This window comes from Neisseria sp. DTU_2020_1000833_1_SI_GRL_NUU_006 (genome assembly GCA_032388755.1).
Taxonomy (GTDB): domain Bacteria; phylum Pseudomonadota; class Gammaproteobacteria; order Burkholderiales; family Neisseriaceae; genus Neisseria; species Neisseria sicca_C.
In genome coordinates, this window is the sequence record CP135593.1 from 174,249 (window position 1) to 192,492 (window position 18,244).

The 18,244-nt window shown below is 52.1% G+C and carries 14 protein-coding genes and 1 pseudogene; 8 read left to right on the top strand and 7 right to left on the bottom strand.

What is annotated here, in order from left to right; translation table 11 throughout:
• Positions 1-10 precede the first annotated feature (10 nt).
• The 5 genes from atpA to RSJ68_00820 all read left to right on the top strand — a co-directional run bounded on the left by atpA (position 11) and on the right by RSJ68_00820 (position 5,476).
• On the top strand, positions 11-1,558 hold the full coding sequence (atpA, locus tag RSJ68_00800; GenBank protein WNU97339.1) for a F0F1 ATP synthase subunit alpha: 1,548 nt from the start codon (positions 11-13) through the stop codon (positions 1,556-1,558).
• Between the two features lie 24 nt (positions 1,559-1,582).
• Positions 1,583-2,458, top strand: a complete 876-nt coding sequence (gene atpG, locus RSJ68_00805; GenBank protein ID WNU97340.1) for a F0F1 ATP synthase subunit gamma — start codon at positions 1,583-1,585, stop codon at positions 2,456-2,458.
• A gap of 38 nt (positions 2,459-2,496) precedes the next feature.
• Positions 2,497-3,894, top strand: coding sequence for a F0F1 ATP synthase subunit beta (atpD, locus tag RSJ68_00810; protein WNU97341.1), 1,398 nt, complete (start codon positions 2,497-2,499; stop codon positions 3,892-3,894).
• A 10-nt stretch (positions 3,895-3,904) separates the two neighbouring features.
• Positions 3,905-4,330 carry a F0F1 ATP synthase subunit epsilon gene (locus RSJ68_00815; protein WNU97342.1) on the top strand — a complete coding sequence of 142 codons (426 nt, stop codon included), beginning with the start codon at positions 3,905-3,907 and terminating at the stop codon, positions 4,328-4,330.
• Positions 4,331-4,852: 522 nt separating this feature from the next.
• Positions 4,853-5,476 carry a nuclease-related domain-containing protein gene (locus RSJ68_00820; protein WNU97343.1) on the top strand — a complete coding sequence of 208 codons (624 nt, stop codon included), beginning with the start codon at positions 4,853-4,855 and terminating at the stop codon, positions 5,474-5,476.
• Between the two features lie 120 nt (positions 5,477-5,596).
• On the opposite strand, the gene prmA is transcribed toward RSJ68_00820, so the two are convergent.
• The 6 genes and pseudogenes from prmA to RSJ68_00850 form a co-directional block, all read right to left on the bottom strand.
• Positions 5,597-6,484: a 50S ribosomal protein L11 methyltransferase gene (gene prmA, locus RSJ68_00825; GenBank protein ID WNU97344.1), complete on the bottom strand. Its 888-nt coding sequence runs from the start codon at positions 6,482-6,484 to the stop codon at positions 5,597-5,599.
• Positions 6,485-6,781: 297 nt separating this feature from the next.
• Complete coding sequence (gene accC / locus RSJ68_00830) at positions 6,782-8,143, bottom strand: acetyl-CoA carboxylase biotin carboxylase subunit (GenBank protein ID WNU97345.1); 1,362 nt, start codon at positions 8,141-8,143, stop codon at positions 6,782-6,784.
• A 35-nt stretch (positions 8,144-8,178) separates the two neighbouring features.
• The gene (locus RSJ68_00835) at positions 8,179-8,370 is read right to left on the bottom strand and encodes a YqaE/Pmp3 family membrane protein (protein WNU97346.1); all 192 of its coding nucleotides are present in this window, start codon (positions 8,368-8,370) and stop codon (positions 8,179-8,181) included.
• A gap of 70 nt (positions 8,371-8,440) precedes the next feature.
• Positions 8,441-8,902 carry an acetyl-CoA carboxylase biotin carboxyl carrier protein gene (gene accB, locus RSJ68_00840; protein WNU97347.1) on the bottom strand — a complete coding sequence of 154 codons (462 nt, stop codon included), beginning with the start codon at positions 8,900-8,902 and terminating at the stop codon, positions 8,441-8,443.
• Positions 8,903-8,960: 58 nt separating this feature from the next.
• A pseudogene (locus tag RSJ68_00845) lies at positions 8,961-9,098 on the bottom strand (acetyl-CoA carboxylase).
• 182 nt (positions 9,099-9,280) lie between these two features.
• Positions 9,281-10,069 carry a class I SAM-dependent methyltransferase gene (locus RSJ68_00850; GenBank protein ID WNU97348.1) on the bottom strand — a complete coding sequence of 263 codons (789 nt, stop codon included), beginning with the start codon at positions 10,067-10,069 and terminating at the stop codon, positions 9,281-9,283.
• Between the two features lie 198 nt (positions 10,070-10,267).
• On the opposite strand from RSJ68_00850, the gene RSJ68_00855 reads away from it, so the two are divergent.
• Both RSJ68_00855 and ppk1 read left to right on the top strand, forming a co-directional pair.
• A complete protein-coding gene (locus RSJ68_00855; protein WNU97349.1) occupies positions 10,268-11,944 on the top strand; it encodes a formate--tetrahydrofolate ligase in 1,677 nt (558 codons plus the stop codon).
• Positions 11,945-12,321: 377 nt separating this feature from the next.
• Complete coding sequence (gene ppk1, locus RSJ68_00860; protein ID WNU97350.1) at positions 12,322-14,379, top strand: polyphosphate kinase 1; 2,058 nt, start codon at positions 12,322-12,324, stop codon at positions 14,377-14,379.
• A gap of 468 nt (positions 14,380-14,847) precedes the next feature.
• On the opposite strand, the gene mgtE is transcribed toward ppk1, so the two are convergent.
• On the bottom strand, positions 14,848-16,302 hold the full coding sequence (mgtE, locus tag RSJ68_00865; protein ID WNU97351.1) for a magnesium transporter: 1,455 nt from the start codon (positions 16,300-16,302) through the stop codon (positions 14,848-14,850).
• Between the two features lie 548 nt (positions 16,303-16,850).
• Here mgtE and RSJ68_00870 point away from each other — a divergent pair.
• Complete coding sequence (locus RSJ68_00870) at positions 16,851-18,203, top strand: SLC45 family MFS transporter (protein WNU97352.1); 1,353 nt, start codon at positions 16,851-16,853, stop codon at positions 18,201-18,203.
• Positions 18,204-18,244: the final 41 nt, after the last annotated feature.

An 18,244-nucleotide genomic window follows, 5' to 3' on the forward strand; every position in this document is an offset into this window, starting at 1 on the left:
GAGAGTTTTCATGCAGCTTAATCCTGCTGAAATTAGCGATTTGATTAAAGCTAAAATTGAAAATCTGTCTGGAAATACAGAAGTACGTACCCGTGGTACGGTTATTTCTGTAACAGACGGTATTGTTCGTATTCATGGCTTGTCAGACGCAATGCAAGGTGAGATGCTCGAATTCCCGGGTAACACTTTCGGTTTGGCGATGAACTTGGAGCGCGACTCCGTCGGCGCCGTAGTGTTGGGTGAATACGAACATATTAAAGAAGGCGACACAGTTACTTGTACCGGCCGTATTTTGGAAGTACCTGTCGGCCGTGAGTTGGTTGGTCGCGTTGTAGATGCGCTGGGTCGCCCGATTGATGGTAAAGGCCCGATCAACACATCTTCCACAGCGCCAATTGAAAAAATTGCACCGGGTGTGATTGCCCGTAAATCAGTTGACCAGCCTATGCAAACCGGTCTGAAGGCCATTGACTCAATGGTTCCGATTGGTCGCGGTCAACGTGAGCTGATCATTGGTGACCGTCAAACAGGTAAAACAGCCGTAGCATTGGATGCTATTGTCAACCAAAAAGGTACAGGCGTTATCTGTATTTATGTTGCAATCGGTCAAAAAGCATCTTCTATTGCCAATGTAGTACGAAAATTGGAAGAGCATGGCGCAATGGAACACACTATTGTGGTTGCGGCGACTGCATCTGAAGCTGCGGCTCTGCAATATATTGCACCTTATGCAGGTTGTACGATGGGCGAGTTTTTCCGCGACCGCGGTGAAGACGCATTGATTGTATATGATGACTTGTCCAAACAAGCTGTTGCTTACCGTCAAATTTCCCTGTTGCTGCGCCGTCCTCCCGGTCGCGAAGCCTATCCTGGCGACGTTTTCTATCTGCACTCCCGCTTGTTGGAGCGTGCTGCCCGTGTAAATGAGCACGAAGTTGAAAAACTGACTAATGGCGAAGTGAAGGGCAAAACAGGCTCTCTGACTGCATTGCCGATTATTGAAACGCAAGCCGGCGACGTCTCTGCATTCGTACCGACAAACGTAATTTCGATTACCGACGGTCAAATTTTCTTGGAAACCGACTTGTTTAACGCCGGTATCCGTCCTGCGATTAATGCCGGTATTTCGGTATCGCGTGTAGGTGGCGCAGCGCAAACCAAAGTAATTAAAAAACTGGGTGGCGGTATCCGTTTGGCACTTGCCCAATATCGTGAGTTGGCAGCCTTCTCGCAATTTGCTTCGGATTTGGATGAAGCTACACGCAAACAGCTGCAACACGGTGAAGTGGTTACTGAATTGATGAAACAAAAACAATTCAGCACTTTGGATACGGCTGAAATGGCTTTGACTTTGTGGGCTATTAATAATGGTTCTTACGAAGATGTACCGGTATCCAAGGCATTGGCTTTTGAAGCGGAATTTTTGAGCTTTGTACGTACTCAACATCCTGGTGTTTTAGAAGCAATCAATGCATCAGGTGCAATGTCCGACGAAAGTGAAAAAATATTGACTGAAGCCATGAATTCTTTCAAATCTTCTTATGCTTACCAAGCTTAAGAGCTGAAATGAAAGGAGTCTGAAATGGCAGTCGGAAAAGAGATTCTCACCAAAATCCGTAGTGTTCAAAATACCCAAAAGATCACTAAAGCGATGCAAATGGTGTCAACCTCTAAAATGCGGAAGACTCAGGAACGGATGCGCTTAGCGCGTCCGTATGCCGAAAAAGTGCGGACAGTTATGAGTCATTTGGCGCAAACCAATGAAGATCATGGTATTAAATTATTGGCACATCATCGTGAAACACGTCGGGTGGGTTTCATTTTAATCACCTCTGATAAAGGTCTTGCCGGTGGTTTGAATGCGAATGTTTTGAAGAAATTTTTAGCGCAAGTCCAAGAATACCAAGAGCAGGGAATTGAAGTTGATGTTGTCTGTTTAGGTAGTAAAGGCTTGGCAGCTTGTCAAAGCATCGGTTTGAACGTTATTGCCAGTGCGATTAATTTGGGGGATACCCCAAAAATGGAATTACTGCTTGGTCCAATGACTGAAATCTTCCAACGTTACGAGAGACATGAGTTAGACAAAATATTTTTGGTATACTCACGCTTTGTCAATACCATGCGTCAAGAACCACGGTTGGAGGTATTGCTGCCGATCGGCGAGAATGTGATAGAAAACGAGGATAACTATTCTTCATTCAGTTGGGAATATCGTTATGAACCAAGTCCTGTCGCTGTGTTGGAATATCTGGTTCGCCGCTATTTAGAGTCTGTGGTTTATCAAGCATTAAGTGACAATATGGCATCAGAACAAGCTGCGCGTATGGTGGCGATGAAAGCGGCCACCGACAATGCAGGCAATGCCATTAAAGAGTTGCGTTTGGTATATAACAAATCGCGTCAAGCTGCGATTACCACGGAATTGTCAGAAATTGTAGCAGGTGCAGCGGCAGTTTAATGTCGTCTGAAATCTGAACAGGAAATTAGGATACGATAATGAGCCAAGGCAAAATCGTACAAATTATTGGTGCGGTAGTTGACGTGGAGTTCCCGCGTGATGCCATTCCGCGTGTTTACGACGCCCTGAAATTGGATGCAAACGGCCTGACTTTGGAAGTGCAACAGCTTCTGGGTGACGGCGTAGTCCGTACTATTGCAATGGGTAGTTCGGATGGTTTAAAACGCGGCATGACTGTAAGCAATACAGGTGCGCCAATTACAGTGCCGGTAGGTAAAGGCACTTTGGGACGTATTGTCGATGTATTGGGTACGCCTGTTGATGAAGCAGGTCCGATTGATACCGACAAACATCGTGCCATCCATCAGACAGCTCCGAAATTTGATGAACTGTCTGCGACTACTGAGCTGTTGGAAACCGGCATTAAAGTAATTGACTTGCTGTGTCCGTTTGCCAAAGGCGGTAAAGTAGGTCTGTTCGGTGGTGCCGGTGTGGGCAAAACCGTCAACATGATGGAATTGATTAACAACATCGCCAAAGCACATAGCGGTTTGTCCGTGTTCGCAGGCGTGGGTGAGCGTACCCGTGAAGGTAATGACTTCTACCACGAGATGAAAGATTCCAACGTATTGGACAAAGTGGCGATGGTTTACGGTCAGATGAACGAACCCCCGGGTAACCGTCTGCGTGTAGCCTTGACCGGTTTGACGATGGCCGAATACTTCCGTGATGAAAAAGACGAAAGCGGCAAAGGCCGTGACGTATTGTTCTTCGTGGACAATATCTACCGTTACACCCTGGCCGGTACCGAAGTATCCGCATTGTTGGGCCGTATGCCTTCAGCAGTAGGTTACCAACCGACATTGGCTGAAGAAATGGGTCGTTTGCAAGAGCGTATTACCTCTACCCAAACAGGCTCCATTACTTCCATTCAAGCCGTATATGTACCTGCGGATGACTTGACTGACCCGTCTCCTGCAACGACGTTTGCCCACTTGGACGCCACTGTCGTATTGAGCCGTGATATCGCCTCCTTGGGTATTTACCCCGCAGTTGATCCGCTCGATTCTACTTCGCGCCAACTGGATCCGATGGTATTGGGTCAAGAACACTATGACGTAGCCCGCGGCGTACAATCTACCCTGCAAAAATACAAAGAATTGCGCGATATTATTGCCATTCTGGGTATGGACGAATTGTCAGACGAAGATAAACTGACCGTGATGCGTGCGCGTAAGATTCAACGCTTCCTGTCGCAACCGTTCCACGTTGCCGAAGTATTTACCGGCTCTCCCGGCAAATATGTATCGCTGCGTGACACCATTGCCGGCTTTAAAGCTATCTTGAACGGTGAATACGACCATCTGCCTGAACAAGCTTTCTATATGGTAGGCGGTATCGAAGAAGCGGTCGAGAAAGCGAAAACCTTAAACTAAGGAGGTCGGCATGAGCATCATGCGAGTTGAAGTGGTAAGTAGCGAGCAGAACATCTATTCAGGCGAAGCCAGTTTTGTAGTGGTTCCGACTGTTCAAGGTGAGCTCGGTATTTATCCGCGACACGAGCCGATTATGAGTTTGGTACGTCCCGGTGCATTGCGTTTGACCGTGCCGGGCGAAGCCGAAGAAGTGCTTGTTGCCGTGTCCGGCGGAGTGCTGGAAGTGCAGCCCAACCAACTTACTGTGTTGGCAGATGTTGCCGTACGCAGTTCCGAGATGGATCGGGAGCGCGCGGAAGCTGCCAAGAAGGCGGCGGAAACAGGCATTTCTCAAGCCAAAGACGATAAATCGCTGGCTGAAGCACATAAAGCTTTGGCCGCAGCGATTGCCCAGCTCAAAACCTTGGATTATCTTCGTTCGCACAAAAACAAATAAGCAGATTTGCTTTACAAAAAGCACGGTTGATTACCGTGCTTTTTATTTTTTCATGATGGATGATTGATGATTTTGAGAAGAACGGAATCTTTAGGTAACGAATGCTGTAAAAAAGTTTTAAATGATTCCTTTATTGCGCATAATTTTGCTTTTCTGAGTCAGCGATAAAGGTTGTTTATTGAATACGGTTTTTATAGGATAAAGCAAATCTTTTGGTAAGGATCTATCGCATTTTAAAGTGGTGTTAATGTCGTCTGAATGTATTTAAGACGCCTTTTTTGTTTTTAAGGACACCTATTTACCTATTTCAATAATGAATAAAGTTTGGCTATTTGGGAAGATTGCCATTGTATCTGAAATCAAAAAACAACAAATTTTAGAGACAAAAGGTTTTTATTTTGCATAAGCGGTATTTTTATTGTAAAAAATGCCGATTGGGTTATAATTTTAAAATACATTATCATAAATTAATGTGTAACCTATTGCGAAAAAATAAATATTTCATATTGCGGATAATTTGTCATGAACTTTGATTTCATATTTGGGGATGGTGTATCAGGTATGGCGGAATATAGCCTGATACTGATTTTGGCTGCGCTTGTCAGTAAGCAAGATTCAGTAAAACAGTTTATCAGCCGTTTTGCTGTTAATGTGCGTGCTCAATGCTACTTGGATGAAAATTCATATCATGTTTTCCGTCATCTTGATATACGTATTTCAGGAACACATGAACAAATTGATTATGTTTACGTTTCACGATTCGGTATTTTTATCGTATCGACGCCGAATTACCAAGGCCGTATTTGGGGGGATAACGGGGACGGGAAGTGGACGCAGAAATTCCATAGAACCAAGATGCTTTTCCCTAATCCTTTGGCACAGAACCAACGTTATATCCAAGCATTAGTGCGGCAGCTTGATTTAAGCCCGCGTTTGTTTTATTCGGTTGTTGTATTTGCGGGAAATTGCCAATTTCAAACCATGATGCCGGATAATGTCATTGAATCTGCTGAATTCAATGAATACATTGCTCAATACAGTGAAGTCGTTTTGAATGACGACAAAGTTGCTGAAATCAAGGAAATTTTAGAGAGTAATGAATTTGATAATGTGTTTGGTCAAAATGGTTCTCGATCACACGCTTAATGAAGTAGGCCAAAAAATTTGTAGGTAATACAGCAGTTTTTGAAATTATAGGTTGAACACAAAAGGTCGTCTGAAACCTGAATCGGTTTTCAGACGACCTTTTGTTTGAGCGCATCGCTATCAGCGTTTGACGCCGCTGAGCCTTGCCCAGCCTTCGTCGATTTCGGCGGGTTCGATGTCGAACCATTGACGGTAAATGCCGCTGAGTTCTTCGACTTGTTCGTCCAGCAAACCGGACAACACGATGCGGCCGCCTTGTTTGGTGCGGGCGGCGAGCATTTCGCTGAGCATGCGAAGGGGGTTGGCGAGAATGTTGGCGACGACGATGTCGAATTGTCCTTGTGGCAAACCGTCGGGCAGGTAGAACTGTGCATCGACGTTGTTTTGTGCGGCGTTGTCCTTGCTGGCGCGGATGGCTTGTTCGTCAATATCGACGCCGACGGCAGAACCTGCGCCGAGCTTGAGGGCGGCGATGGTCAGGATGCCTGAGCCGCAGCCGTAGTCGAGGACGCTTTCGCCGCCTTTGAGTTGTGTGTCCAGCCACTTGAGGCAGAGACGGGTGGTCGGATGGCTGCCGGTACCGAAGGCAAGGCCGGGGTCGAGCTGGAGGTTGACGGCGTTGCTGTTGGGCGCTTCGTGCCAAGAGGGGGTAATCCACAGGCGTTCGGAAATTTGGATGGGGTCGAACTGCGCTTGGGTCAGGCGCACCCAGTCTTGGTCGGCGAGGATTTCGCTGGTGTATGCCAAGTCTTTCAGTCCGCATGCTTGGCTGGCAGCTTGAATCATGGCTGCGGCATCGTCGTTTTCGCCGAACAAGGCGATGACTTTGCTTTGCTGCCAGATTTGTTCGGTCGGCATACCGGGTTCGCCGAAGATGGCTTGTTCGTTTTCGGTGCCTGCGTAGGCGTCTTCGATGGCGGCGGAGAGTGCGCCGTTTTCCATCAGGGCGTCGGCGAGGCGTTCGGCGACGGCGTCGTTGACGTTGATGGTGATTTGTTGATAGGACATGGTGGGCTTTCTCGGTGGGGTCGTCTGAAATTAGGAAATGGCGGTCAAATACGCGATGTTGGTCGTTTGCGGTATGTTTCGGCTATTGGCGTAACAGTGTGATTGAATCGTTTTTCTGCCTGAACACGTTTTTTTCTTGCGTGAAATGGCGGCGGACAGGCTTACTCAGTCATAATTATAGGCTTGTCGGCAATCGCTGATGTACACCCGAAATCAGGTTTCAATTTGTCTGAAAAAAGGTCGTCTGAAAGCCATGCGGTTTTTCAGACGACCTTCGACTATCCAAGCGGGACGGTTTTATTTGTCCTGTTTGGCTTTGCGTTCTTCCAGCCAGTGTTCCAGATAATGGATGCTGACGCCGCCTTTTTCAAAACCGGGGTCGCTGAACAAATCTCGGTGCAGCGGGGTATTGGTTTTGATGCCGGTTACGGCAAGCTCGGCGAGGGCGACACGCATTTTTGCCATTGCCTGCTCGCGGGTTTTGCCGATGACGCAGACTTTGCCGATCAGGCTGTCGTAGTAAGGCGGGATGCGGTAGCCTTGGTAAATGTGGCTGTCCACGCGGATGCCGAAGCCGCCGGGTAGGTGGCAGCTTTCAATCAGGCCTGGGCTAGGGATGAAGTTGTACGGGTCTTCCGCATTGATGCGGCACTCGAAAGCATGGCCTTCGATGTGGATGTCTTTTTGCTTGTATTGCAAAGGCAGGCCGCCGGCAATGCGGATTTGTTCCTGTACGATGTCCACGCCGGTAATCAGCTCGGTAACGGGGTGTTCGACTTGGACGCGGGTGTTCATTTCGATAAAGAAGAATTCGCCGTTTTCATACAGGAATTCAAACGTACCTGCGCCACGGTAGCCGATGCGTTTGCAGGCATCGGTACAGGCTTTGCCGATTTTTTCGCGGGCTTTTTCGTCGATGAAGGGAGCGGGTGCTTCTTCGATGACTTTTTGGTGGCGGCGCTGCATGGAGCAATCGCGCTCGGCAAGGTAGATGGCGTTGCCGTGTTCGTCGGCGAGCACTTGGATTTCGACGTGGCGCGGGCGTTGCAGGTAGCGTTCCATATAGACCATCGGATTGCCGAACGCCGCACCTGCTTCGGCTTTGGTCATTTCGACGGATTTGATCAGGTCTTCTTTTTTCTCGACCACGCGCATACCGCGTCCGCCGCCGCCGCCCGATGCTTTGATAATCACGGGATAACCGACTTTGTCGGCAGTTTTGAGGATTTCGGCGGGATCGTCGGACAGCGCGCCGTCCGAGCCGGGAACGCAAGGGACGCCCGCTTCAATCATCGCGTGTTTGGCGGAAACTTTGTCGCCCATCAGGCGGATGGTTTCGGCTTTGGGGCCGATGAAGATGAAGCCGGACTGTTCGACCTGTTCGGCAAAATTGGCGTTTTCGGCAAGAAAGCCGTAGCCCGGGTGGATGGCATCCGCGCCGGTAACTTCTGCGGCGGCGATGATGGCGGGAATATTGAGATAGCTTTGTGCGGAAGCGGCAGGGCCGATACACACGGATTCGTCGGCAAGTTTGACGTGCAGACTGTCTTTGTCGGCTTCGGAATGCACGGCGACGGTGGCGATGCCCATTTCACGGCAGGCACGCAGGACGCGCAGCGCGATTTCGCCTCGGTTGGCGATTAATACTTTTTTCAGCATGATGACCTTTCCTGTGGTTTCAGACGACCTGCTTGTTACCTTTTGCCCAACGCATTGCGGATTTTTTCATCGGTCTTGTATTGGCTCAACGCGTACACCGCCCACATGGCGGCAGGAATCCAGCCGATTAAGGTGAATTGGAGAATCAGGCAGATGATGCCCGCAATCGGACGGCCGATGGTGAAGAATACGGCGAAAGGCAGGAAGATGGCTAACAGCAGGCGCATGGTGGAAATCCTGAGTTGGAAAGCATTTCAGACGACCTCCCCGCAATCCGGAAGGTCGTCTGAAAACGAATTATTCGATGATGAAAAGCGGCTCGCCAAATTCCACAGGCGTACCGTTTTCCACCAGAATCTCTTTAACCGTGCCGGATTTCTCGGCTTCGATTTCATTCATCAACTTCATCGCTTCGATGATACACAGCGTATCGCCGGCTTTGACTTGCTGACCGACTTCGACGAAGGAGGCGGCATTCGGGCCGGGCGCGCGGTAGAACGTACCGACCATAGGCGATTTTTGCGCGTTGGATAGGTCGCGGGCGGCTGGGGCTGCGGGAGCGGGGGCTGCTGCGGCGGCAGGCGCGGCGGCGGGTGCAGAGGCAGGCACCGCTACTTGGGCGGGCGCGGCATAAACGGGAGCCGGAGCGGCGGTGGCGCGGGTGATGCGGACTTTTTCCTCGCCTTCGGTCACTTCGATTTCGGCGATACCTGATTCTTCTACTAAATCAATCAGTTTTTTTAACTTGCGCAAATCCATTTTCGTTCCTTTAGATACGGCCCAAATGTCGTTAAGCGGCCGTGTTTGTTGCGTGATATTTCAGAAAACAACCGGCCTGCGGCAACGGCGCAAACCGGACAGTATTTTGTTCCATAAAGGGGCATTCTCAGGAGCAGAAACCCCGTAAATGAATTTGACTATTCTCCCGAACTTGCCGACAAATGTCTAGCAAAATCTCGAAAAAAGGCGGTTTTTGAACAAAACGGGCAGATTCGGAAAATTCGTCCGAATGCGTATTTTTTCAACGAGTGTTTATTCTAATTTGTTGGTTTATGAAGGGAAAAGGTCGTCTGAAAATTCAGGTGGGGATGCCGATAAACCATTTTGCCCGTTTTCAGACGACCTTTACATTTTGAATTATTCCCCGTCTTTAACCGGATGGTCGGGCAAATACACATCGAAGCGGGTGCTTTTGCCCGTGTATTGGTAGGCAGGTTTTTCGCCGTTGAGAAACTCGCCGAGGCGCGGGCGTTTGACGACGACACGTTTTTTGGCGACGGCGCGGGCGACGGCAAGCAGCTTGGCTTCTTCTTGGGCGGCACCGACGACGCTGTGGAAATACGCCATTTCTTTTTTGACGGCGGCGGATTTTTGGCGTTCGGGGTACATGGGGTCGAGGTACACGATATCGGGGCGCGATTGGGCGGCGAGTTCCTGCATCAACTCGACGGCGTCGCCGTAATGGAAGGTAATGCGGCGGGCGATGTCTTGGATTTCAGGGTCTTGCAGCGCGCGTTCGAGACCGTCGGCAAGCAGGGAGGCGACGGCGGGATGCTGCTCGAAGGTTTGGACGTTCAAACCGAGCGAAGCGAGGACGAAGCTGTCGCGCCCGAGTCCGCCGGTGCCGTCCCAGACGGTCGGTTTGGTTGTGTGGTTGACCGCTTTGGCAATCAGCTCGCCGCCGCCTTTGGTGCGCCGGTATTGGGCTGCGCCGCCGCCGAAGTCGACGCGGACGCGCCCCTTTTCCCCCGCGCGGCACAAGCTGACACCCTCCGCATCGGCAAGCAGGTATTCGCCGTTGTCGGGCGGGCAGGGCAGGGTAGGGAGGTCGAATTTCTGCGCCAAACGGCGGGCGTGTTCGGTGGCGGTGTCGGAAAAATAGACGGCGGGTATGGTGTGGGTGTGCAAATCTTTTGGGACAGACATTTTTCAGACGACCTTTGATTATGAATTGTCAACAATATGAACTGTATTTTTATTGAATTATCGAATTTTTCACTGCGATTCATTCTCAGATAACGCTATAATATGCCTAAAATTCTTTTGAATCCATCAGCGTTTGTCTTTCCGATGGGCTTTCAGACGACCCTCCTCTTTTTCTTCTCCATTCAGTAAAGGAAAACCATGAGCTTCAAAACCGATGCCGAAATCGCCCAATCTTCCACCATGCGTCCGATTGGCGAAATTGCCGCCAAGCTGGGTTTGAACGTTGACAATATCGAACCCTACGGCCATTACAAAGCCAAAATCAATCCTGCCGAAGCGTTCAAACTGCCGCAAAAACAAGGCCGTCTGATTTTGGTTACCGCCATCAACCCGACTCCGGCGGGCGAAGGCAAAACCACCGTTACCATCGGTTTGGCGGACGCGTTGCGCCACATCGGCAAAGATTCTGTTATCGCCCTGCGCGAACCTTCTTTAGGGCCTGTATTCGGCGTCAAAGGCGGCGCAGCGGGCGGCGGCTATGCCCAAGTTTTGCCGATGGAAGACATCAACCTGCACTTCACCGGCGACTTCCACGCCATCGGAGCGGCGAATAATTTGCTCGCCGCCATGCTCGACAACCATATCTACCAAGGCAACGAATTGAACATCGACCCCAAACGCGTGCTTTGGCGTCGCGTGGTCGATATGAACGACCGCCAGTTGCGCAACATCATCGACGGCATGGGCAAACCCGTTGACGGCGTGATGCGTCCCGACGGCTTCGACATCACCGTCGCCTCCGAAGTCATGGCGGTATTCTGCCTTGCCAAAGACATCAGCGATTTGAAAGAGCGTTTGGGCAACATCCTCGTCGCCTACGCCAAAGACGGCAGCCCCGTTTACGCCAAAGATTTGAAAGCACACGGCGCGATGGCGGCATTGCTCAAAGACGCCATCAAACCCAACTTGGTGCAAACCATCGAAGGCACGCCCGCCTTCGTACACGGCGGCCCCTTCGCCAACATCGCCCACGGCTGCAACTCCGTTACCGCCACCCGTCTGGCAAAACACCTTGCCGATTACGCCGTAACCGAAGCAGGCTTCGGCGCGGATTTGGGCGCGGAAAAATTCTGCGACATCAAATGCCGCCTTGCCGGCTTGAAACCCGATGCAGCCGTCGTCGTCGCCACCGTCCGCGCCTTGAAATACAACGGCGGCGTAGAACGCGCCAACCTCGGCGAAGAAAACCTCGAAGCCTTGGCAAAAGGCCTGCCCAACCTGCTGAAACACATTGCCAACCTGAAAAACGTATTCGGCCTGCCCGTCGTCGTCGCCATCAACCGCTTCGTGTCCGACTCCGATGCTGAGTTGGCCATGATTGAAAAAGCCTGCGCCGAACACGGCGTCGAAGTTTCCCTGACCGAAGTGTGGGGCAAAGGCGGCGCGGGCGGCGCGGATTTGGCGCGCAAAGTCGTCAACGCCATCGACAACCAACCCAATAACTTCAGCTTCGCCTACGATGTCGAGTTGAGCATCAAAGACAAAATCCGCGCCATTGCCCAAAAAGTGTACGGCGCGGAAGATGTCGATTTCAGCGCAGAAGCATCCGCCGAAATCGCCTCGCTGGAAAAACTGAGCTTGGACAAAATGCCCGTCTGCATGGCGAAAACCCAATATTCCCTCAGCGACAACGCCAAACTCTTAGGCTGCCCCGAAGGCTTCCGCATCACCGTGCGCGGCATCACCGTTTCCGCCGGCGCAGGCTTCATCGTTGCCCTGTGCGGCAACATGATGAAAATGCCCGGCCTGCCCAAAGTCCCCGCCGCCGAGAAAATCGACGTAGACGCAGACGGCGTGATCCACGGCTTGTTCTGATTTGAATCGGCAGTGAAATAAAACGGCAAAGAGGTCGTCTGAAAACGGGTTTCAGACGACCTTTTATTATTTGAAACGGTTTAAACTCAACCGCGACAACCCGTAGCGCGGGCTTTGCCCGCGAATCTTCCTCTGATGAAAATAGTCGTCTGAAACGATAGAGCAAACCCGCCACATTCGTTTTCAGACGACTATTTTTATGGTTTTTCATCTTAATTCTGCTTTTGTAAATACGTTTGTTTTTATAGTGAATCTGTCTTTTCAGACGACCTCCCACCCTATCAACCGCCCGCCCATCCCGCACCACTGCCCCGCCCGTCCGAAACGCGTTATACTTCCCAATTAACCGTCCGACCCACCCGCTTCAGGAGAACACCATGCCCGAACAAAACCGCATCCTCTGCCGCGAACTGAGCCTGCTTGCTTTCAATCGCCGCGTTTTGGCGCAGGCGCAGGATGAAAACGTGCCGCTTTTGGAACGTTTGCGGTTTTTGTGCATCGTCTCTTCCAATCTCGACGAATTTTTCGAGGTACGCATGGCATGGCTCAAACGTGCGCAAAAAATGAATCCGCACGAGCGTTTGGACAACGGCACCACGCCGTCCGAAACCATCGCCGCCGTCGCCGCCGAAGCGCACGCTCTAATACAGGAGCAATACCGCCTGTTCAACGAAGTCTTGCAGCCCGAGTTGAGCAAACAAGGCATCCATTTCTACCGCCGCCGCAACTGGACGGCAGGGCAGCAGAAATGGATCGAGCAGTATTTCGACGCCGAACTGCTGCCCATCCTTACCCCCATCGGACTCGACCCGTCGCACCCCTTCCCGCGGCCCTTGAACAAATCTCTCAATTTCGCTGTCGAGCTTGAAGGTACGGACGCATTCGGCCGCCCCTCCGGCATGGCGATTGTACAAGCCCCGCGCATCCTGCCGCGCGTCGTCCCCTTACCCGTAGAATTGTGCGAAGGCGGCAGCGGCTTCGTCTTCCTCTCCTCCATCCTGCACGCCCACGTCGGCAAACTCTTCCCCGGCATGACGGTCAAAGGCTGCCACCAGTTCCGCCTCACCCGCGACAGCGATCTGACCGTCGATGAAGAAGACCTCAAAAACCTGCGCGCCGCCATTCAAAACGAATTGCACGACCGCGAATACGGCGACGGCGTGCGCCTCGAAGTCGCCGACACCTGCCCGCCCCACATCCACGACTTCCTGCTCGCCCAGTTCAAACTCACCCCCGCCGAGCTTTACCAAGTCAAAGGCCCGGTCAACCTCGTGCGCCTTAATGCCGTTCCCGATTTGGTTGACCGTCCCGACCTCAAGTTTCCCGCGCGCGGAGCAGGTCGTCTGAAAGCATTGCGCAAGAACGGCTCTATTTTCAAACTGGCGAAACAATCGCCCATCCTGCTGCACCATCCGTATCAGTCCTTCGACCCCGTCGTCCACATGATACGCGAAGCCGCCGCCGACCCCGCCGTCCTCGCCGTCAAAATGACCATTTACCGCACCGGCAGCAATTCCGAACTCGTCCGCGCCCTGATGAAAGCCGCCCTTGCCGGCAAACAAGTAACCGTCGTCGTCGAACTCATGGCGCGTTTTGACGAAGCCAACAACGTCAACTGGGCGCAACAGCTTGAAAACGCAGGCGCACACGTCGTTTACGGCGTATTCGGCTACAAAATCCACGCCAAAATGGCACTCGTCATCCGCCGCGAAAACGGTGCGCTTAAACGCTACGCCCACCTCGGCACCGGCAACTACCACCAAGGCACCTCGCGGATTTACACCGACTTCGGCATCATCACCGCCGACGACCAAATCACCGCCGACGTGAACACCATCTTTATGGAAATCACAGGCTTGGGCAAACCGGGTCGTCTGAACAAGCTCTACCAAAGCCCGTTCACCCTGCACAAAATGGTCATCGACCGCATCGAGCGCGAAATCCAACACGCCAAAGCAGGCAAACCCGCCCGCATCCGAGCCAAAATGAATTCATTGATCGAGCCGAGCGTCATCGACGCCCTCTACCGCGCCAGCAGCGCAGGCGTGCAAATCGACCTCATCGTGCGCGGCATGTGTACCCTGCGCCCCGGCGTCAAAGGCCTGTCTGAAAACATCCGCGTCCGCTCCATCATCGGCAGACAGCTCGAACACTCACGCGTGTACTGCTTCCACAACAACGGCGCGGACGACACCTTCATCTCAAGCGCCGACTGGATGGGGCGCAACTTCTTCCGCCGCATCGAAGTCGCCACCCCGATTTTCACGCCCGAACTCAAAGCCCGCGTCATCCGCGAAGGCATCGAAATGGCGCTGCAAGACAACACTCGCGCCTGGCTGATGCAGCCCGACGGCAGCTACATCCGCGCCCGCCCCGAAAACGGCGAACCCGCATTCAGCCTGCAAGAAAGCTTGTGGGAAATGTACGGCAGATAAAGCGAGGGCGGTATTAAAATGAAGGCCGTCTTTGAATATTTCATGAAGGCAGAAGGATTCGAACCGTGCCTGCACGGCAATAACGGAATGGGTGATTTTTAGGTTCATACACTATAAAAGGTCGTCTGAAATACTTAAAGATAGGGTTTCAGACGACCTATCCACACCCAGCCGTAGCGTGGGCTTCGCCCACGAAAAAAAACAATACTATTTATCGCCCGACTCGGAAACCAAGCCATCGATTTCGTGGGCAAAGCCCACGCTACAATCCGCGGCAGGTATCGCAGCGTCCTACTCACAGCCCCGCCGAATTTACCTGTCAAGGAAGTTTTTTGTATTAATGGGGAAGTTTTTTGTTTATCTTCAATTCACGCTCATCCACCATAAAAGTTAAAAAGGTCGTCTGAAACCCATAATCACATGATTTCAGACGACCTTTTATCTTTCCCATCCGCTTTTCAGACGACCTCACAGCAAAAACATCGTTGCCAGCCCCAAGAAAATCAGAAAACCGCCGGAATCCGTTACCGCCGTAATCAGCACCGAGCTGCCCAAGGCGGGGTCGCGTCCGAATTTATCCATGATGACTGGGATGAGTACGCCGACCGAAGCGGCAAGCAAGAGGTTCAGCGTCATTGCGGCGACCATCACCAAGCCGATGCCGATGCTGCCGTACAGCAGCCATGACACCACGCCCATGACCGTTCCCCAGATGATGCCGTTGACCAAAGCGACGCCGACTTCTTTTTTCAACAACCGCCCTGCCTGCATCCCTGTCAACTGCCCCATCGCCATCGCGCGGACAATCATGGTGATGGTTTGGTTGCCGGAGTTGCCGCCGATACCGGCGACGATGGGCATCAGCGCGGCGAGTGCGACGATTTTCTCGATACTGCCTTCAAACGCGCCGATAACGCGGCTGGCGAGAAAGGCGGTGCAGAGGTTGACGGCAAGCCACATCCAGCGGTTTTTTACCGAATCCCAGACGGGCGCAAACAAATCTTCCTCTTCCTGCAAACCCGCCATGTTCAACATATCCGCTTCCGATTCTTCACGGATAACGTCCACCATCTCGTCGATGGTAATCCTGCCTATGAGCTTTTTGTTTTCATCGACCACGGGCGCGGTAACCAAGTCATAACGTTCGAACGCCTGCGCTGCTTCCTCCACGTCGTCTTCGGGACGGAAGCGCACGACTTCGGTCGCCATCACGTCCGCCACCAAGTCTTCAGGATCGGCAACCAAAAGTTTGCGGATGGGCAGCACGCCTTGCAGGATGTCGTTTTCATCGACCACGAAAATCTTGTCTGTATGGTCAGGCAGGCTCTCGAAGCGGCGCAGATAACGCAGCACCACTTCACAAGTAACGTCGGCGCGGATGCTGACCAACTCGAAGTCCATAATCGCACCGACTTGGTTGTCTTCATACGACATCGCCGCCTTGACTTGGGCGCGCTCTTCCTCGTCGCGCGTCTGCAAGGCTTCATAGACCACCTGGTGCGGCAAATCGCCCGCCAGCTCCGCCAGCTCGTCTGCGTCCAAATCATCGACCGCCGCCAACAGCTCATCTTTGTCCATCGACTCGATCAGCGTTTCGCGCACCGCATCGGAGACTTCCAGCAACACTTCGCCGTCGTCTTCAGGCGTAACCAGAAGCCAGACGATATTACGTTCGCGCGGCGGCAACGATTCCAACACCGCCGCCACGTCGGCAGGGTGCAGCTCGTTCAAAAGGACGGTCAGCTCAGTAAATTTGTCGCGCAACGCCTCGTCCTCAATCGGCACGCCTTCCTCAATTTGCGGGAAGGCGGGCGAAAGAATTTCGCACAGCGCGTGGATACGGTCGAAATCGGCGGAAACGCGCTCTACGTCGCTTTCGATACCGTCGTTTTCAAGGTTCGGAGGGGTTTGTTCGATGCTCATAAATGCTCCGCCCGCCGGATGCGGGAGGGCATTTCGGCGGGATGGTTATCGTGTATTTCGGGATAAACCGGAAGGGAAGTTCAGTAAAAACGAACTGGGAAGGTCCATAATAAAAGCCTGCTGATTCAGGCGTCGTGTTGGAAACGGAGCGTATTTTACCCTGTTTTAGGGCGGTTTACTATTTTAAACGGTGAATTGAAAAAGGTCGTCTGAAAACTGTCTGTGGGGATTTTTCTCTTTTTCGGGCAAAAGGCAGGGAATGTATTCTGTAAATAGGGGAAAAGAAAGTTTGCCGTTATGTTTGATGTAAGACAGGTTTGGGACGTGCAACGGTTGTCTGTTTGCCGCCGTCGTGGATAGAATGGGGAAATTTTGCGTACGGGCAACATGACGCTTTCCCGTGCTTATCAGAACTACGCTTTCAGACGACCCCTTCCTTAATTTTTCGAACGCCCGATTGTAAAGATAAATGAACGAATAGGGCTGGTTTGGGTCAATGCTTAAATGGTTTTATTGCTTTCTTTACAAAAAAACGAAAGGACTACCTCATGTCGGACAATACGCAACCTACGCGGCAGGGCTTGCCCTCGCTGCCGAAAAGCACGATTTGGATGCTCAGTTTCGGTTTTCTCGGCGTTCAGACGGCCTTTACCCTGCAAAGCTCGCAGATGAGCCGCATCTTCCAGACGCTCGGTGCCGACCCGCACAGCCTCGGCTGGTTCTTTATCCTGCCGCCGTTGGCGGGGATGCTGGTGCAGCCGATTGTCGGTTATTACTCCGACCGCACATGGAAGCCGCGCTTGGGCGGCCGCCGTCTGCCGTATCTGCTTTACGGCACGCTGATTGCGGTCATTGTGATGATTCTGATGCCGAACTCGGGCAGCTTCGGTTTCGGTTATGCGTCGCTGGCGGCTTTGTCGTTCGGCGCGCTGATGATTGCGCTGTTGGACGTGTCGTCGAATATGGCGATGCAGCCGTTTAAGATGATGGTTGGCGACATGGTCAATGAGGAGCAGAAAAGCTACGCCTACGGGATTCAGAGCTTCTTGGCGAATACGGGCGCGGTTTTGGCGGCGATTCTGCCGTTTGTGTTTGCGTATATCGGTTTGGCGAACACTGCCGAGAAAGGCGTCGTGCCGCAGACCGTGGTCGTGGCGTTTTATGTGGGTGCGGCGTTGCTGGTGATTACCAGCGCGTTCACGATTTTTAAAGTGAAGGAATACGATCCGGAAACCTACGCCCGCTACCACGGCATCGATGTGGTGGCGAATCAGGAAAAGACCAACTGGATTGAACTCTTGAAAACCGCACCTAAAGCGTTTTGGACGGTTACTCTGGTGCAGTTTTTCTGCTGGTTCGCCTTCCAATATATGTGGACTTATTCCGCAGGCGCGATTGCGGAAAACGTGTGGCACACGACCGATGCGTCTTCCGTAGGCTATCAGGAAGCGGGCAACTGGTACGGTGTATTGGCGGCAGTGCAGTCGGTTGCGGCGGTGATTTGTTCGTTTGTATTGGCGAAAATCCCCAACCAATACCATAAGGCGGGTTATTTCAGCTGCCTGGCTTTGGGCGCGCTCGGCTTTTTCTCCGTATTCTTCATCAGCAACCAATACGCGCTGGTGTTGTCTTACATCTTAATCGGCATCGCTTGGGCGGGCATCATCACTTATCCGCTGACGATTGTGACCAACGCCTTGTCGGGCAAACACATGGGCACTTATTTGGGCTTGTTCAACGGCTCCATCTGTATGCCCCAAATCGTCGCTTCGCTGTTGAGCTTCATATTGTTCCCGATGATGGGCGGTTTGCAGGCCAATATGTTCTTGGTAGGGGGCGTCGTCCTGCTGCTGGGCGCGTTTTCCGTGTTCCTGATTAAAGAGACACACGGCGGCGCATAATTTTCTTCATTTATCGGCAGGAGGGTCGTCTGAAACTTCTG

Coding starts and splice junctions, on each gene's coding strand:
- atpA (WNU97339.1), top strand. CDS start 11: ATGCAGCTTAATCCTGCTGAAATTAGCGATTTGATTAAAGCTAAAATT.
- atpG (WNU97340.1), top strand. CDS start 1,583: ATGGCAGTCGGAAAAGAGATTCTCACCAAAATCCGTAGTGTTCAAAAT.
- atpD (WNU97341.1), top strand. CDS start 2,497: ATGAGCCAAGGCAAAATCGTACAAATTATTGGTGCGGTAGTTGACGTG.
- RSJ68_00815 (WNU97342.1), top strand. CDS start 3,905: ATGAGCATCATGCGAGTTGAAGTGGTAAGTAGCGAGCAGAACATCTAT.
- RSJ68_00820 (WNU97343.1), top strand. CDS start 4,853: ATGAACTTTGATTTCATATTTGGGGATGGTGTATCAGGTATGGCGGAA.
- prmA (WNU97344.1), bottom strand. CDS start 6,484: ATGTCCTATCAACAAATCACCATCAACGTCAACGACGCCGTCGCCGAA.
- accC (WNU97345.1), bottom strand. CDS start 8,143: ATGCTGAAAAAAGTATTAATCGCCAACCGAGGCGAAATCGCGCTGCGC.
- RSJ68_00835 (WNU97346.1), bottom strand. CDS start 8,370: ATGCGCCTGCTGTTAGCCATCTTCCTGCCTTTCGCCGTATTCTTCACC.
- accB (WNU97347.1), bottom strand. CDS start 8,902: ATGGATTTGCGCAAGTTAAAAAAACTGATTGATTTAGTAGAAGAATCA.
- RSJ68_00850 (WNU97348.1), bottom strand. CDS start 10,069: ATGTCTGTCCCAAAAGATTTGCACACCCACACCATACCCGCCGTCTAT.
- RSJ68_00855 (WNU97349.1), top strand. CDS start 10,268: ATGAGCTTCAAAACCGATGCCGAAATCGCCCAATCTTCCACCATGCGT.
- ppk1 (WNU97350.1), top strand. CDS start 12,322: ATGCCCGAACAAAACCGCATCCTCTGCCGCGAACTGAGCCTGCTTGCT.
- mgtE (WNU97351.1), bottom strand. CDS start 16,302: ATGAGCATCGAACAAACCCCTCCGAACCTTGAAAACGACGGTATCGAA.
- RSJ68_00870 (WNU97352.1), top strand. CDS start 16,851: ATGTCGGACAATACGCAACCTACGCGGCAGGGCTTGCCCTCGCTGCCG.